Genomic DNA, 16,814 nt, shown 5'->3' with positions numbered 1-16,814 from the left:
TAACAAAGAACATGAACAAGATATTTTCAAAAGTCTTGGTAGCTTTGGGAGCTGCAACATTAGTTTCTTGCTCAGACTTCCTTGATCAGAAGTCACCTTCTGAGTTGGAGAACTCTAATGTATATGGTTCTACCTACTACACAGGCTTACGAGTAAACAAGATATATGGCGGTTTGACTCAAGACCGTACATACTCTCAGGACCTCGCCATCGTATGGAACCTGAACAGCGACATCGAATTGGTGGATGGTCTTGGAAGTGACGCTACTAACGCTACAAGTGAGCGTGGTAACATGAACTACAATGCCGATCCAGGATGGTCTAAGATTTCTGGCGTGTGGGATGCACTCTATGGTGTTATTGAAGACGCAAACGACGTTGTTGATGGCGTAAATAACAGCGACCTGTACCAGAATGGTAGCAAGTCAGACAAAGCAACAATGGGACGCTATCTCGGTGAGGCTTTAACACTCCGTGCACAGTGCTATCTCGACCTGGTACGTTTCTTCGGTGACGTACCTTTCAAGGCAGAGTCATCAAAATCAGACCTTTCCAATGCATACCTTTATAAAATGGATCGCGACAGCATCCTTGACAGCTTAATGGTAAATCTTGATGAAGCCATCGAACTTCTTCCTTGGGCAGGTCAAGAAGGATACACTACAGAGCATGCAACCAAGGGTTATGCACATGGTCTCTTGGCACAGATTGCCTTGACACGTGCAGGATATGCTATCCGCGAAAAAGCGAAGGAAGGCTACGAGACTGCAACTTACACAGACGCAACCTACCCTACACAGCGTCCAGGTGCCGCTAAGTGTAAGGAACTGTATGAGATTGCACTCAAGCATCTCAGTGCTATCATCAAGAGTGGTTCACACAAATTGAATCCATCATTCGAAAATGAATGGTATCTCTTGAACCAGCTGACTCTTGACAAGACCTATCAGGAAAATCTCTTCGAGATACCTATGGGTAGCAATGTTACTGGTGAGTTGGGTTATACAGTTGGTGTACGCTTGAATGGCGTTACTACAGAATATGGATATGGTAACTCTACTGGTAAATTGAAGTTGACAGCACCTCTCCTCTACTCTTACGACAAGGCAGACCAGCGTCGTGACGTTACAGTAGCAGCATTCGAGATTAAGCAGGATGGTAAGAAGACAGTAGAGAGCATGCTTGGCAACGCTCCATTTGGTCTTTACTGCGGTAAGTGGGATGCTCGCAAGATGAACGACAAGTGGTTGTCAGACAACTTGAAGGCAACAGCTAAGCACACAACGGGTATTAACCCTGTCGTGATGCGCTACTCTCAGATTCTGCTTTGGTACGCTGAGGTTATGAACGAATTGGCTGGTCCTACAGGTCATTATGATGGTGACGCAGGTATGACTGCACTTCAGGCTCTCGCAGAAGTACACGACCGTGCTTTCAGCGACAAGGCTTTGGCAAACCACTACATCAACAACATTCCTAAAACCAAGGAAGGTCTGTTCGAAGCAATCGTACAGGAGAACGCTTGGGAGTTTGCTGGAGAAGGTTACCGCAAATGGGATTTGATCCGTTGGAATCTCTTGGCTCAGAAGATTCAGGAGTTCAAGGATACTTATATCCAGGACTTGACTGACAAGAAATATCAGGAGAAGATTTACTTCAACTATACTGATGACACAAAGACCAAGATTGACATGAGCAGTGTAACTTGGTATGGTCTCGCTGCAGACCAGTCTGAATCAGACTTCACTGGTAGTACAGATAGCTTTGGCAAGTCTAGCTTGACAAGCGGCAAGGATACTCAGGTAAACACTAACCTGCCTTCTATCAGCAGTGGTCTTGTAGGTGACAATGTACCTGTTAAGAATAGATACCTCATGCCTATTGCATCTACCACAATCTCTGCATCAAATGGTCATTTGTACAATTCTTATGGCTATAACGATTAGTACGAACTGTTAATAATAGAAACAAGATGAAAATAAAGAATATATTTGGAATGTCATTGGCCTTCTTGGCCATGACTCCAATGGTTTCTTGTACAGATAAGAACGACTGGGATGTTGACAGTGCTCACGACCGCTTGTTTGGTGTCAAGAGTTCTGCTTTGTCTGTTGACACAGATGACGACCAACCAACCAAGATTGCAGTCAACTTCTCTGCTTATGACAAGAACACAGAATACTACATCGTAGAGTTGAGCACAGACTCTCTTTATGATGACGTACCTATGGGAGGTGAGAACGCAAGAATCTTCGGTGAAGACAAAAGCATCACATCTGCTCCTGTTGACATCAACAACTTGGAAGAATACACCAAGTACTACATGCGTGTAAAAGCTATGTCATCAACCAAGGCTGAATCAAAATGGGTTTATTATAAGGATGGCGACTCTTTCCGTACTCCAGGTATCCTTCACGATGTTTTGGAGAAAGACCGCTTGGACGATAACATCCGCTTGACATGGATTCCAGGTTCTAACGTAACCACTCTTCGCTATACTTATAAGGATAGCGAGGGAGAAATCCAGACTGAGGACATCGCTCTGACAGATGCTGACCGCGAAGCTGGTGAGTATAAGATTACAGGTTTGAACTCAAATCGTTCATATACATTTAGCTTACTCAATGGTGAGAAAGTTCGTGGTTCCAAGACTGTGAAGACAGCCAAGGGATTACCTTCTGCAGATTACACTGTAAGATTGAACGAAGACCGTACAGTCATCACAAATGAAGACATCGAAGAGTGGGCTAATAAGGCATTCGAGAAGATGGAAGGTGCTTCTAATGTATCTATCACATTAGGTATCCCTGCTGGTAAGACCATCGACTTGGGTACAGAAGAAAAAGCAATAAGCATCCCAGAGGGTGTTTCTATTTCATTCTTCGGTAGAGCTGGTGAAAAGGCAACACTGAATGTAAAGAAGGCTGTATCTGTAGCAGGAAATCATGGTTACATCAGCTTTGAACACGTAAATATTGATGGACTTCAGAACACAGATGAAGGCATTTCAGGCTGCCAATATTTCATCAATGAAGATAAAGCTTGCGATATCGATTCTTTGGGATTCACAGAATGCAACATCAGCAACATGGAAAGAGCACTTGTTAACTTCAAGGCTTCTTCTGGTCAATCAGTAAACCTGCTTATCATTGACAATTGTATTTCAAATAATCATGGTACAGGTGGTTATGCATTCATTTGCATGAACAAGGGTATGGACAAGATTAACAACATCAAGTTTGTTAACTCTACATTCTCAAACATCAGTCTTGGAAAGAGTAGTGTCTTCGATTTATCAAAGGCGAAATCTTCTACAACCATAGACATAAATGCATGTACTTTCTACAATGTAGTTGGCGCAGATGGCTATTTCATCAATGCAAAAGATGCAAAACAAGGAATTAAAATTAAGATGAATAAGACAATCCTTGCAAAGACAGCCAATCCAAATGCTAGAGGTATCCAAGCTTGGGATTTGGACGCTAACAAGAATGGTGTAGTAAAACCTGATGCAACAGCTACATACCAGACCACAGACTTCAGTTTCTACAAAAATTCTTTTGAAGTTAACAAACTTGAAGTAGCATCTGGCTCAGCGTTCAAAAATGCAACCAATGGCGAATTCTATCTCAAAAACTCAATCTTGGAGAAGGAAAAGGTAGGTGACCCACGTTGGATTAGATAAATTCAATCAAACTATATTTAAATAAAGTGCAATGCCCACACCGGGTGTTGCACTTTTTTGTTTCTCTCTCCTTCTCCCCTACCACCCACAAAAACTTTTTTTGTTAATTTCTTGGAAGTTACGAATAAAAAGCGTATCTTTGCAGCGTGAACACAAAATCGCAAAGATATGGCAAGATACATCAACCCATTCTCTGACTGGTCGTTCAAAAGAATCTTCGGCCAGGAATACAGCAAAGACTTGCTGATTGAGTTTTTGAACCAGCTGCTCCTGGGAGAGCAGCATATCACTGATGTGAAGTTTAAGGACAAGGAGATGTTGCCAGAAACAAAAGACCAACGAGGTATCATCTACGACGTCTTTTGCGAAACTGACACAGGTGAGCACATTATCGTTGAAATGCAAAACAGGAGCCAGTCCTATTTCATCGACCGATCTCTCTACTATGCATCGAAAACGATAGTAGACCAAGGCGTAAAAGGACAATGGGATTATCATCTCACACCTGTTTATGTTATCTGTTTCATGAACTTTGATGTAGATGAAAATACACCTAAGAAGTTCAGAACAGACGTTGTGCTGGCAGACAAGGATAGCGGAGAGGTTTATTCTAACAAAATCCGCTTCATCTATTTGGTAATGCCTCTTTTCAAGAAGAAAGAGGAAGAGTGTACTACGTTTTTAGATTGTTGGATTTATAATTTGAAGCATATGGAGACTTTGGAAAAAATGCCTTTCGAGGCTCAGCATAAGATATTCAAGAGGCTGGCAGAAATCGCCGACTCCAAGAGCCTGACCAAAGAGGAACAGGAGAAATACGACAACAGCATGATGGTCATGTGGGACAATTATGCGGTATATAAGCATGCTGAAGAGAAAGGAATAGAAAAAGGAATAGAAAAAGGTAGAAAAGAAGGCAAAGAAGAGGGCAAAGAAGAAGGTAGAAAAGAGTTTGCTTTGAAGTTGTTGGCGCACAACTTTCCATTAGACGAAATTGCCAATCTCACCGACTTATCTATCGAAGAGATTAAGAAATTGGAACAATAATACTATGCGGGGTACAATGCTCAACACAGAGCATTGTACCTTCTGAGGTCTTCTTTCTTACCAACAAATAATCTATAACTTTGCAAATGGACAAATCATACTTATATTCCAAGATTCGGTTGAACGAAGGAGCATACTTCTTCAAGCAGGGTACAACCAAAATCAAAAGAAATACTATCTGCGAACTCTTTGCGAATGTCTCTGATGAGTGCAAGACCTTAGCTAAAGTAATACGAAAGAAAGAAAATACAAATATGCCTCATTACAAAGAAGCACTCTGCTCTTTGCTAATAGTAAAATCAACCTCTCTCCCATCATTCCTCGGCACAGAAAACGAATCAGAAAATATAAAGAGGCAGCTAACAGAAACTAAACTCGGCTATCTGTTAATAGTAGAAATTGATAAGTATGTTGTCATCATCAAGAAGAACGTAGTCCATGTCAGTTCCTTTATTAACAAGTTAGAAACTATAGATGCCAAAGCTCTCGCAGGATCGTTAGTGACAGACTCTACTGTTTTTCAGCAAATAAAGATGACAAATATGAGTGTTAATGAAAATGGTATGAGAAACAAATCCTATGAAGCAAACAATCTAAAGAATGCCATGCCGACATTTGCCTCCAACCACAACATCGTCACAACCACAAGATTCTCTACCGATAATGATATATGCACCTTAAATATCAGCACTTCAAGGATGGCTAAGTTTGGCAAGGACAAAAAAAATATTGGTGAGTTATTGGAGTGGATTGATGAAATAACTTATTCCATTGACACATATCAGGAGCACACCACATTTTTATCTAAATTCGCTAAGCCTATCTCATGGAAACTACAAGGAGAAAAGCTGACACCGAATTCTTTACTCATAGATGTCTTCTCATTGCAGAATTATATTAATACACTTGATGAGAATAGTATCTATAAAAAGGATAGCAGCAAAAATCCAGAATATGAAGTACTCCCGGAGGACACCATAAAAGAGTGGTTTGAAAAGGTACGTACCTTACCGCTAAATTATGTTGAAGAAGGGGGCAATAAACGTTGGATGCATCAAATAGGTATTGGTCTATCCAAGACACGCACCAGGCTGTCCATCGTTGGTGATGACTATTGGAATAATCTTTATGTAAAAAACAAAGACAAGAAAGGCTATAGCCAACTTTTAAAAATTTTAAACGCCAAAGCTTTCTTCACGGTTAGTTTCGATAGTTGTGAGTACATTTATACAGGAGGTAGACTCTATATGAACGCAAATATCAAAGAAGACTTCGATGCTATTTTGTCAATCATGTCACCAATAAAAGGAATTGACTCTGTAAGCAGCGAAAAAGGAACATATGATAAAAAAGAACCTATAACTATAACGAATTTCAGTCAAAACTGTATGTTTCATGTTGTAGAAAATGAAATTTACCAAGATGCTGATTATCTTGTTTGCGATGACTTGGGAAATGAATGGGCAGACCACATAGCAATTAAAGATGATACCATTTCATTCATACATTCCAAATGCAAAGATAAAGCAGGACTTTCAGCATCAGCCTTTCAAGAGATAGTAGGACAAGCAACTAAGAATATCGGAAATCTAGACCCAAGCGACAAAGAGCTAGATAACAAGAAAAAATCTTGGGATGGTAAATCATGGGGGAAGACAAGTATTCCGATCATGCGAAAAGGAACGGCAGAAGCATTTGTCAATGCTTTCAAAGAATTGCGAGTGAAACCAAACCGAGTGAAAGAAATATGTTTAGCTGTTAACTTTATCTCCCAATCTGAACTAAAAGAAGCTTTTAAGAAGATGAAAGAAGGTCAACCATTCAGGCAAAAGAATACTATCATTCAAATGGTCTGGTTACTAAATGCTTTCATAAGCAGTTGCAAGGAAGCAGACTTGCATTGCAAGATTTATTGCAAAGACTAATCAATCAAATGCTAGAAGTATCCAAGCTTGGGATTTGGACGCTAACAAGAATGGTGTAGTAAAACCTGATGCAACAGCTACATACCAGACCACAGACTTCAGTTTCTACAAAAACTCTTTTGAAGTTAACAAACTTGAAGTAGCATCTGGCTCAGCGTTCAAAAATGCAGCCAATGGCGAATTCTATCTTAAGAACTCTATCTTGGAGAAGGAAAAGGTAGGTGACCCACGTTGGATTAGATAAATTCAATCAAACTATCATATTAAAGTGCAATGCCCCTATCGGGCGTTGCACTTTTTTATTTATCTCCTTCTCCCCTATCACCCACAAAAACTTTTTTAGTTAATTTCTTGGAAGTTACGAAAGAAAAGCGTATCTTTGCAGCGTAAGTACATAAGGAAGAGTGTACTACGTTTTTAGATTGTTGGATTTATAATTTGAAGCATATGGAGACTTTAGAAAAAATGCCTTTCGAGGCTCAGCATAAGATATTCAAGAGGCTGGCAGAAATCGCCGACTCCAAGAGCCTGCCAAAGAGGAACAGGAGAAATATGACAACAGCATGATGGTCATGTGGGACAATTATGCGGTATATAAGCATGCTATGGAGAAAGAAGCCAAAAAGGTAAGCAAAGAGATTGCTTTGAACCTATTAACCTACAATACTCCAATAGACGTCATCGCAAAATCCACAGGCTTATCTATCGAAGAAATCAAGAAATTGGAACAATAATACTATACGAATAATTGAGAGGGTGTGTCATAAGTGGGATGACATGCCCTCTTTTTTTTCGCTATTTCAGCCACTTCTGTCAGCTAACTCAGCCACTTCATTCAGCTAACAAATCCGTCTCATTCTGCTTACGAATTCGAATCTTCGAGCCAACGAAGTCATATCTTCAAGCCAACGCAGTCGAATCTACAAGCCAGCGCAGCCATATTTGGGTGCCAGCACAGCGGTATGTAGCGACACTAGTGTCCCGTTAAAACGAGACGATTATTAAATAAGTTATTAATACTCAAAAGTTTACGGACTTTTTATAGTGTATTCGATTTGATTTTGTATCTTTGCACGCATATTTAAAATACGTGTGCGATGAACAAAGGCAAAACTATATTCTCTCAGATTATGTCACTTATACCAGAACGTGATTTCAAAACTTGTGTAGACCGTTATAAGGGAAACTACAGAGCAAGAAACTTCTCTTGCAAAGACCAATTCCTAGTAATGAGCTATGCTCAATTAACAGGTCGTGATAGTCTTCGAGATATAGAAAACTGCCTTACGGCACTCTCCAGCAAACTTTACCATTGTGGTATTAGTTATGCTGTACCACGTAATACTCTAGCAAAAGCTAACGAGAAGCGAGATTGGCATATCTATAAAGATTTTGCAGACGTTCTTTTGAAAAAAGTACGTCCTCTTTATGTCAAAGACAAGTTCAGATTAGACCTAGACAACATGGTATATGCTTTTGATAGCAGTACTATAAGTCTGTGTCTCAAATTATGTCCTTGGGCAAAGTATCGCAAAAACAAAGGTGGCATCAAAATGCACACATTAGTCGATTTGCGAGGAAATCTTCCAGTCTCAGTTTATTTGACTTCTGCATCGGTTAATGATGTAAAAGCTCTTGATGATCTCTACATAGAACCTTCTGCTATCTATTTGATGGACAGAGGATATGTAGATTTCAACAGACTCTTCAAGTTGATAACTAAGAAGAATGCATTCTTTGTTACTAGGGCAAAAGATAACATGCTTTTTGAAGTTGTATCAGAAGCCGAAGTTGACAAGAGTACTGGTATCATTTCTGATGAACGTATCAAATTAACAGGACTACATACTGCCAAATGGTATCCTGAAGAACTTAGAATGGTAACCTATGAGGACTATGCAACAAGTAAGGTGTATAGGTTTCTCACAAACAACATGGAATATGAAGCGCTTACCATATCTGAATTATATAGGGAAAGATGGAACGTGGAACTTTACTTTAAATGGATTAAGCAACACCTTCACATCAAATCCTTTTATGGAACTTCCGAGAATGCCATATATCTGCAAATCTGGATTGCCATATGCACATACTTGCTTTTAGCTTATGCAAAGAAAGTGATGCACATAGATCAATCGCTACACACTATTTCAAAGAACGTGGGTCTATTCCTTACGGACAAGACTCCTTTAAATGAATTGTTTAACAAAGCTGTTCCAACAGAAGAGACGGAGGATTGGCTATATCCTAGCCTTTTCAGGCCCGATGATTTCTAAACGGGACAGCAGTGATGTAGCGACTCTATGAAACGTAAGAACTCATGCTATGAAGTGCATGGTTTCATCAGCTTACTTCAAAGCCCGAATTTATTGAACCGTTTTTTCTTCGATTCTGTTGTCACATCTGCCACTCGTACTATAACACTCTGATTATAAATGAATAACGGGTGGAAATAAGCGGTATTTTTATTATCACCTATTGTCACCTATTGCCACGCCCCATGGTAAGCGGCTCCGCTTACCATGGGCTGCTGAAATTACGTCACGACGTGTCTGTTGCTGCGTCCCGACGTAATAACCAGTGCGTCGCGACGCAGCAACAGACACGTCGTGACGTAATTCCGGCTACCTCCTGCCCCATCAAATAAGCCTCACTTGCAAGCCAGAATCAACACCATTAAAGGCTATATTGTAAAACCGACACTTCCGAAAACGTTTACGTTAGATTTTTCGTTTATTTTATTCAACATTTAAAAATTTTAATTACCTTTGTAGCAGAAATCTAAGATTATAACCAAAAATCGAAGATTCCTTATGATCTATTGAGAATCAAACACGACAACAACTAATCGCTAGTAAGTTCAATTAGACCAGAGAAACTTAACAAGATTAATAATAACCTACAAAACAAACATCGTTATGTATCAACAACTGAAACGTGCCAGCATGGCACTGACCTTGAGTTCGGTTTGTTTCCTCGCTTTTGCGCAGAAAACAATCCAAGGTACCGTTAAGGATGCTAATGGCGACCCAATGATTGGTGTAACCATTACTGACCAGAATGGTAAAGCAGGTGGCATCACCGACCTTGACGGTAAGTTTACCATTCAGAACGCAGACCCTAATACGGTCTTGACTTTCAGCTACATCGGCTGCAAGCCTAAGAAAGTAAAAGTAGGAAGTCAGAAAACATGGAACATCGTACTTGAAGATGACAATGCAGCCCTTGACGAAGTCGTTGTCGTTGGTTATGGTACTATGCGTAAACGCGACGTAACTGGTTCTATCGCATCTATCAACTCAGAAAAGATAGCCGCTCGTGGTACTACCAATCTTGCAGAGTCTCTGCAGGGTTCTGTTCCTGGTGTCAACATCACCCAGTCTGGTAGCCGCGCAGGTGCAGGCTTCAACATTCAGGTTCGTGGACAGGCTTCTATCAACAAGCAGGCACAGCCATTGTATGTTATTGATGGTGTAGTTTGCGACAACATGGACTTCCTGAATCCTGATGATATCGACCGCATCGACGTATTGAAAGATGCATCTTCTACCGCCATCTATGGTTCCCGTGCCTCTGCCGGTGTCATCATGATTACCACCAAGGGCAGTAAGGGTGCAGACAAAGCACAGAAGGCTACCATCTCTTATGATGGATATTATGGCATCAAAAAGGTAGCGCGCATGCCAGAATTTATGGATGCCAACGAATTCATGGATTATCGTTTCCAGAGATATACCTTGCTCGATGGAAAGAGCTACGATGGTTCTAGCCGCAAGGGTGTTGATGCAGAAGGACATCCACATTACATCATCAAGAATACCGACTTGAATTCAGCCTTCCTTGCCCGCAAGGGAGCAACCAGCTATAAAGATTCCAAGCTTTATGAGCTGATGATGGATCCAAGCTTCGACAGTTACGACTGGAAGAAGCTGGTGACCCGCACTGCTGCCCAGCAGAACCACTTTATCAGTGCTGCCGGTGCAACAGACAAGGTAAACTACCGTGTAGGTATGGGTTATCAGGGAGAAGAGAACGTATTCAAGGGCAACGACTATGAGCGTTTCAACTTCAAGGGATCCATGGATGCCAAGCTCTCCAAGATTTTCGAGGCTGGTTTCTCTGCCAACATGTCAATGAGTCGCACCGAAGATGTATGTACTGATGGTACTTTTTCTCCATACGTGAATGCATTCTATTTCAACCCATTCGTATCTCCTACAGATGCAGATGGCAACCTGATTCCTAACCCGGGAGCAAAGGCTGCCTTTGAATCTGACGCACAGTTTACATCTACATACAACCCGCTCATCGATTTGAATGACGGAAACTATACCAATGAGACCAAGAAGTACCGACTGATGGGTAACTTCTATCTGCGTGCCAACATCATCAAGGGATTGAAGTTTACAACAACCTTCTCTCCTAACTACTCTCACAAGCGCCAGGGCATCTTCTATGCAACAGGTCTGAACGAGGGTAATGATGTAGGTTCTACTTACTACCAGAAGAACAAGACCAACTTCGGATCCGTTGCCAATACAACCCGTGTAGACTGGACTTGGGACAACCAGTTTGACTACAACCGCACATTTGGCGACCATACCGTGGGTGCCATGGCACTGTTCTCACTCTACAAGAGCAATACAGAATACCAGTATGAAGAAGGTAAGGGTATCGCCAGCGACCTTACTACATTCCACAACCTGGGAACAGCCAGCGGCGACAAGGTACTCTCAAGCGACTATACAGAGTCATCACTGGAGTCATTCGCTTTCCGTGCCAACTATTCTTACAAGGGCCGTTACATGGCTACAGCTACACTCCGTACCGATGGTAGTTCCCGTTTCGCAGACGGCAACCGTTGGGGCTGGTTCCCTTCTGTAGCTGCTGCATGGCGTATCTCTGATGAAGCATGGATGAAGCAGTTCAACAACTGGCTTGATAATGCTAAGCTCCGTCTTTCATATGGTGTTACCGGTAACAACAATGTGGGTGACTATGTAACCATCGCTTCTGCTACAGGTCCAACATATGTAACTATTGACGGCAAAGAGGTACAGGGTTATCATCCTAACGGATTGATAAATACAGAACTCATCTGGGAGAAAGTAAAGGAGTTTGACCTCGGTCTCGACTTGAGTTTCCTGAAGAACCGCATCAATGTAACAGCCGACTTCTACAACCGTCTTTCTGATGGTCAGATTATGTCTCGTTCAGTGCCTATCGAAACCGGTGAGAAAACTTCAACCTTCAATGTTGGTTCTGTCCAGAACAGAGGTATTGAACTCGGTTTGAACTTTAACATCATCAACAAGAAAGACTTCTCTTGGAGTGCGAACGTAAACTTCGCTCGCAACTGGAACAAAATTAAGGAGTTGAGTAATGGTAAGGTTGATGAGGTTGCCAACAACTGGTTTATCGGCGAGCCACTGAACGTACTCCGTGACTATACCCATACCGATGTCATCACCGACAAGGGTGTAACCATGCACACCATGAATGGTGACAAGCACTATACCCTGAAGGAATTCTACGAGAAGTATGGCACTAAGTATAAGTGGTATGAAGGTCAGGTAGCCGTTAACGACTGGAACGATGACGGTAAGATTGACGACAACGATAAGCAGATTTATGGTTGCACCGATCCACGCTGGACTGGTAGTTTCTCTACCAATGTTTACTTCAAGGGCTTCGACTTCTCTATCATGTTCTATACCAAGAGCGGATTCTGGTCACGCAGCTACTTCCACGAGAAGTACATGAAGTATAGCGACCGTGGTAATGCCCACATGAAGTTAGATTACTACATACCAAAGGGAGCACCAATCATCGACCATGCAACAGGTGACATTACAACCGCCACAGAGACCCACTACGGAAAGTATCCTTATCCAAACAACAGCGATACTTCGATGGGTGGTTACTTCGGTGACAAGGGTTCAGCCAAGGGAGAAGGTTTCCAGTATCAGAAGACCTCTTTCACCAAGGTTAAGAACATTACCCTGGGTTACACATTGCCTAAGAGCGTAGTAAACAAGGCAGGTATCAGAAACCTCCGTGTTTATGTAAACATTCTGAACCCATTCTGTTTCACCAACTATAAGGGCTTCGACCCTGAGTGGGCATCAGAGAATCTGCAGAATGGCGGTCCATCATCTGTAACCTATCAGTTTGGTGTAAATCTTAAGTTCTAATCTCATTAAATGAAGTAAACAATTATGAAAAAGATATTATATAGCGTAGCATTGGCGGCCTGCTGCATGGGAACCATGACAAGTTGCAGCGACTTCCTGGATGCGAGCAACAAGTCGAATGTAACTGATAAACAGACATTTGCAACAAAAGAGGGCTTCAATAGCCTCGTCAATGATGCCTATCAGCATCTGCAAAACGTTTATGCAGCACCTCTGTTCACAAGCTGTTTTTCAGCAGGTACAGATATGTATGCCGATGCCCGTAACAAGATGAACGAGCCTCTGAACACATATGAGACTCTGACTCCAGAAAATACGGACATCAAGAATCTCTATACTTACCTCTATGCAGGTATCCGTGCAGCCAACTCTGTATCATATTATGCACAGACAGCACAAGTTGATGACAAGACGAAGAGTCAGCTTGTAGGCGAAGCCCGTGTATTGGCAGCCTACGAGTATTATCTCCTGGTAAACAACTTCGGTGGTGTGCCTATCATGAAGGACTTCCTTACCACAGCAGGCACAGGATATCCGAAGTCTTCTGCTGAAGATGTATACGCCTATATCATCAGCGAGCTTGAAGATGTTATCGGCAAGAATGTGCTCCAGGCTTCTACAGCTACCAAGGGTGGCGGCAGAATCAGCCAGGAAACAGCCAAGGCTATCCTTGCCAAGACCTACCTTTCTGCTGCATGGGACCTCAACAAGCAGGAATACTTCTCTAAGGCTGCAACTCTTGCCGATGAGGTGATTGCGGGCAGAAAGTTGACTACCCCATATGCCAAACTCTGGAAGGCAGACGGATCGGGCGATGACAACGAAGAGTTCCTTTGGGATGTGGAGTATGATCTGGCTACAGCCAATAATACCACATCAGGCGGTACAGAATGGAGCGGTTACTACTGCAACTATCTGGGTGGAAACGAGGATAACATCAAGGCAACAACCTCCAGCTATGTACCAACCCTCTATGCCTTGCATTGCTTTAAGAAGGGCGACCAGCGTTACGACGCTACCTTCATGAAGGAATTGCCAGATGTTAACAAGGGCAATGCTGCCGGCACAGGCTACTGGACCTGGTATAAGAATGGTGAGAGTCTGGTAGGTAAGCCAGTAACCCGCTACTATTCTGCATGGTATGAAACAGATGCCGACTTTGAAGCATGGAAGGCAATAGATCCTGCTAACAGAGCAAACACCTATCGCATTCCTATGGATTCACAGAGCAAGGAAGCACAGAATATGGACGGCAGAGATATGGAATATTACGACAACCAGCAGCTGGTATATGGTTCTAACCCTTGCAAGAAGTTTGACGACAGTAAAACAGCTTCTACAGAGAAGAACACCTGCTATCGCGACATCCATATCATCACTTTGCCAGAGATGTATCTCGTAGCAGCCGAGGCTTATCTGAAGGCTGGTGATAATCCTAAGGCATTGGCACGACTCAATGAGGTTCACCAGCGCGCTGGTCTTTCTGCACTTACAGGAACTATCACTATCGATGACATCCTTGATGAGAATGCCTGCGAGAACTTCGGTAATGAGGCACGCTGGATGGATCTTCGCAGAACCCAGACTCTGGTAGAGCGTTGCACCAAGTATAACCACGAGATGGGAGACAAGGCTGCCCAGTATATCGGCAAGAAGCTTCTTCGCCCTATCCCACAGGCTGCAATTGATGCCAATGACCAACTGACATTAGCCGACCAGAATCCTGGTTACTAATCAAAGTCATTATGTTGATAAGAAAACCTATCAAGACATACGTTAATCATTAGGTTTAAGACCGTATTCTAGGGAGATAATTCCTGATGGATACGGTCTTTCTTTTGGTTCTATCGGCAAGGTATACGTAATCGTTTTCGTAGTTTTTCGCCCACTATCTGCATGCGATAAGCAAAAATGTCGTAACTTTGCAGAAAATCTTATAGAAAAGAAAATAATAAAATAAATAAACCTAAGAAGAAATGAAGAAATCAATCATTAAGACAGTCGTGCTGACTGCGCTTATGGCTCTGCCAATGTTCGCTAAAGCACAAACTTTCGCTGGTATCACAGCCGAGCAGAACGCACAGAACACTCCTGAAGGATGGACTGCCGTAGAACTGCCACAGTTGCCAGCCATCACTTCGGCAAACACATTTAATATCAAGGATTATGGTGCTTCTACTACGGCAGAAGACAACACCAAGGCTATCCAGAGAGCTCTTGATGCTGTGCCTTCTACCGGTGGTATGGTCGTGATCCCTGCCGGTACATGGATGTTTGGTAGTACAGACCAGATGACAAGCAAGACCGAGGTACTCAGCATCAAGTCTAAGACTGTTCTCCACCTTTGCAAAGGTGCTACATTGAAACTCGTGGAATATGGTAAGGCACCTAACAACAAAACGCTCTTTATCGGTTGCAAGAACAAGAACCAGAGCGACATTGTTATAGAGGGCGAAGGTGAAACTTCTATTATCGATGGTCAGGGAACCCGCTGGTGGAAGGCTCGCGACAACAAGGAGACTTTCAATCCAGGAGCCATGATCCGCTTCGAGAAAGGCAGCCGATTCCTGATTCGCAATCTCAAGGTTCAGAATACTCCGGGTGTCAACATCACCTTGAGTAACAGCAATGGTGCCAGCAATGGTACAGTTCATGATGTAACCATCTATAACCCTTCTTCAGAAACCAAGACAGAGCAACCTTCTCATAACACAGACGGTATCTCGATCTGGGGACACCACATGAACATCTATAACTGCAACATCAGTACAGGTGATGATAACGTAGTTTGCGATGACAATGCACAGTATATCCATGTCTGGAACTGCGACTTCGGTACAGGACATGGTGCTTCTATCGGTAGTTTCACCAAGAACATCAAGCATATATGGTTCGACAACATCAACATGAATGGCACAACTGCCGGTATCCGCATGAAGACGGGTATCAACAGTAACGGTACGCTGCGTGGCGGTGGCGAGGAGGACTGGAAGTTCACCAACTTCACCATGACCAAGGTGAAGAACCCATTCTCTATCGACTGCTTCTACGATAAGAACTACAACAGCGATCCTGCCGTAGATAAGGCAAATGCAAGAGCCTTGGATAGCACTACCCCAACCTACACCGACATTCTGCTTCAGAACGTGAAGACAACAGATGTATGCGAAGGTAACGCTATCTTCCTGATTGGCCGCCCTGAGAGCCACATCAAGAACGTGACTCTCGACAACGTACAGATTTCAGCCAAGAAGGGTATCGATATCCGCTTCGTAGATAATCTCGTATTCAAGAACAACTCTAAGATTACCGTAAGCAGCGGTTCTATCTGGCTCAAGAAGTTTGATTCTACTTGGACAGACGAGTGTGATGCTACATCTACCGGTTCAGGAGTAATAGATACAAAGGGTCCTTTCACATTAAACTCAAAAACTTTGACGGATAAGACAGCCGGTTCTTTCAGCAACGGCTTCGCTATCAGCAATGAGAAGGGAAAGACATACGATGCTGGTTCTGGTACCAACTATATCAAGTATAGCGCAAATCAATACACCATCATCATTCCTGACGGCATAAAGATTGTCAAAATGGATATCGAGGGAAAAGACAATTACACAGATGCAGATGCCTATCTCGGCGAGATAAACGGCACAAGCTATGATGCTTCTACCTATGTTTTTCCAAAAGACAAAAGTCTGAAAAAATATACAGTGGAGTTTGATTCACCTGTAGAGCACACGCTTACTTTCACTCCAAAGGTAAAGCAGTGCATCTTGCAGTTCACTCTCTATACAGAGACTTCTACAGGCATTCAGCCAATTGCTGGCATCGCCAAGGTAGACAATAACAACATTTACGACCTCAGCGGTCGCATGGTAAAGCTCAATGCCAAGGCAGAAGACCTGCAAGGTCTCAAAAAAGGTATCTATATCTACAACAACAAGAAATACGTAGCTAAATAAT

At 42.5% G+C, this 16,814-nt stretch carries 10 protein-coding genes; all 10 read left to right on the top strand.

Features of this window, described 5'->3' with window-relative positions:
- Positions 1 to 11 precede the first annotated feature (11 nt).
- A complete protein-coding gene (locus tag KUA46_RS01330) occupies positions 12 to 1,946 on the top strand; it encodes a RagB/SusD family nutrient uptake outer membrane protein (RefSeq protein ID WP_218486812.1) in 1,935 nt (644 codons plus the stop codon).
- Positions 1,947 to 1,972: 26 nt separating this feature from the next.
- Positions 1,973 to 3,685: a DUF5123 domain-containing protein gene (locus KUA46_RS01325; protein ID WP_218486813.1), complete on the top strand. Its 1,713-nt coding sequence runs from the start codon at positions 1,973 to 1,975 to the stop codon at positions 3,683 to 3,685.
- A 168-nt stretch (positions 3,686 to 3,853) separates the two neighbouring features.
- Positions 3,854 to 4,732 (top strand): Rpn family recombination-promoting nuclease/putative transposase, encoded by an 879-nt coding sequence (locus KUA46_RS01320; RefSeq protein WP_218486814.1) that lies wholly within the window; start codon positions 3,854 to 3,856, stop codon positions 4,730 to 4,732.
- An 86-nt stretch (positions 4,733 to 4,818) separates the two neighbouring features.
- Positions 4,819 to 6,657 carry a hypothetical protein gene (locus KUA46_RS01315; RefSeq protein WP_218486815.1) on the top strand — a complete coding sequence of 613 codons (1,839 nt, stop codon included), beginning with the start codon at positions 4,819 to 4,821 and terminating at the stop codon, positions 6,655 to 6,657.
- Positions 6,632 to 6,901 (top strand): DUF5123 domain-containing protein, encoded by a 270-nt coding sequence (locus KUA46_RS01310; RefSeq protein WP_434725817.1) that lies wholly within the window; start codon positions 6,632 to 6,634, stop codon positions 6,899 to 6,901. Before KUA46_RS01315 ends, KUA46_RS01310 begins: the two co-directional genes overlap by 26 nt.
- A 319-nt stretch (positions 6,902 to 7,220) precedes the next feature.
- Complete coding sequence (locus KUA46_RS01305; protein WP_218486817.1) at positions 7,221 to 7,391, top strand: hypothetical protein; 171 nt, start codon at positions 7,221 to 7,223, stop codon at positions 7,389 to 7,391.
- A gap of 363 nt (positions 7,392 to 7,754) precedes the next feature.
- Positions 7,755 to 8,933 (top strand): IS4 family transposase, encoded by a 1,179-nt coding sequence (locus tag KUA46_RS01300; RefSeq protein ID WP_118064592.1) that lies wholly within the window; start codon positions 7,755 to 7,757, stop codon positions 8,931 to 8,933.
- 642 nt (positions 8,934 to 9,575) lie between these two features.
- A complete protein-coding gene (locus KUA46_RS01295; RefSeq protein WP_218487449.1) occupies positions 9,576 to 12,851 on the top strand; it encodes a SusC/RagA family TonB-linked outer membrane protein in 3,276 nt (1,091 codons plus the stop codon).
- Positions 12,852 to 12,875: 24 nt separating this feature from the next.
- On the top strand, positions 12,876 to 14,585 hold the full coding sequence (locus tag KUA46_RS01290) for a RagB/SusD family nutrient uptake outer membrane protein (protein WP_218487448.1): 1,710 nt from the start codon (positions 12,876 to 12,878) through the stop codon (positions 14,583 to 14,585).
- Positions 14,586 to 14,827: 242 nt separating this feature from the next.
- Entirely contained in the window at positions 14,828 to 16,813 is a 1,986-nt protein-coding gene (locus KUA46_RS01285) for a glycoside hydrolase family 28 protein (RefSeq protein WP_022121651.1), read from the top strand.
- Position 16,814: the final 1 nt, after the last annotated feature.

The sequence above is a fragment of the Segatella copri genome (assembly GCF_019249765.2).
Taxonomy (GTDB): Bacteria; Bacteroidota; Bacteroidia; order Bacteroidales; family Bacteroidaceae; genus Prevotella; species Prevotella copri_K.
This window is presented reverse-complemented; position numbering and strand designations above follow the sequence as displayed.

Coding starts and splice junctions, on each gene's coding strand:
- KUA46_RS01320 (WP_218486814.1), top strand. CDS start 3,854: ATGGCAAGATACATCAACCCATTCTCTGACTGGTCGTTCAAAAGAATC.
- KUA46_RS01325 (WP_218486813.1), top strand. CDS start 1,973: ATGAAAATAAAGAATATATTTGGAATGTCATTGGCCTTCTTGGCCATG.
- KUA46_RS01315 (WP_218486815.1), top strand. CDS start 4,819: ATGGACAAATCATACTTATATTCCAAGATTCGGTTGAACGAAGGAGCA.
- KUA46_RS01330 (WP_218486812.1), top strand. CDS start 12: ATGAACAAGATATTTTCAAAAGTCTTGGTAGCTTTGGGAGCTGCAACA.
- KUA46_RS01285 (WP_022121651.1), top strand. CDS start 14,828: ATGAAGAAATCAATCATTAAGACAGTCGTGCTGACTGCGCTTATGGCT.
- KUA46_RS01290 (WP_218487448.1), top strand. CDS start 12,876: ATGAAAAAGATATTATATAGCGTAGCATTGGCGGCCTGCTGCATGGGA.
- KUA46_RS01300 (WP_118064592.1), top strand. CDS start 7,755: ATGAACAAAGGCAAAACTATATTCTCTCAGATTATGTCACTTATACCA.
- KUA46_RS01305 (WP_218486817.1), top strand. CDS start 7,221: ATGATGGTCATGTGGGACAATTATGCGGTATATAAGCATGCTATGGAG.
- KUA46_RS01295 (WP_218487449.1), top strand. CDS start 9,576: ATGTATCAACAACTGAAACGTGCCAGCATGGCACTGACCTTGAGTTCG.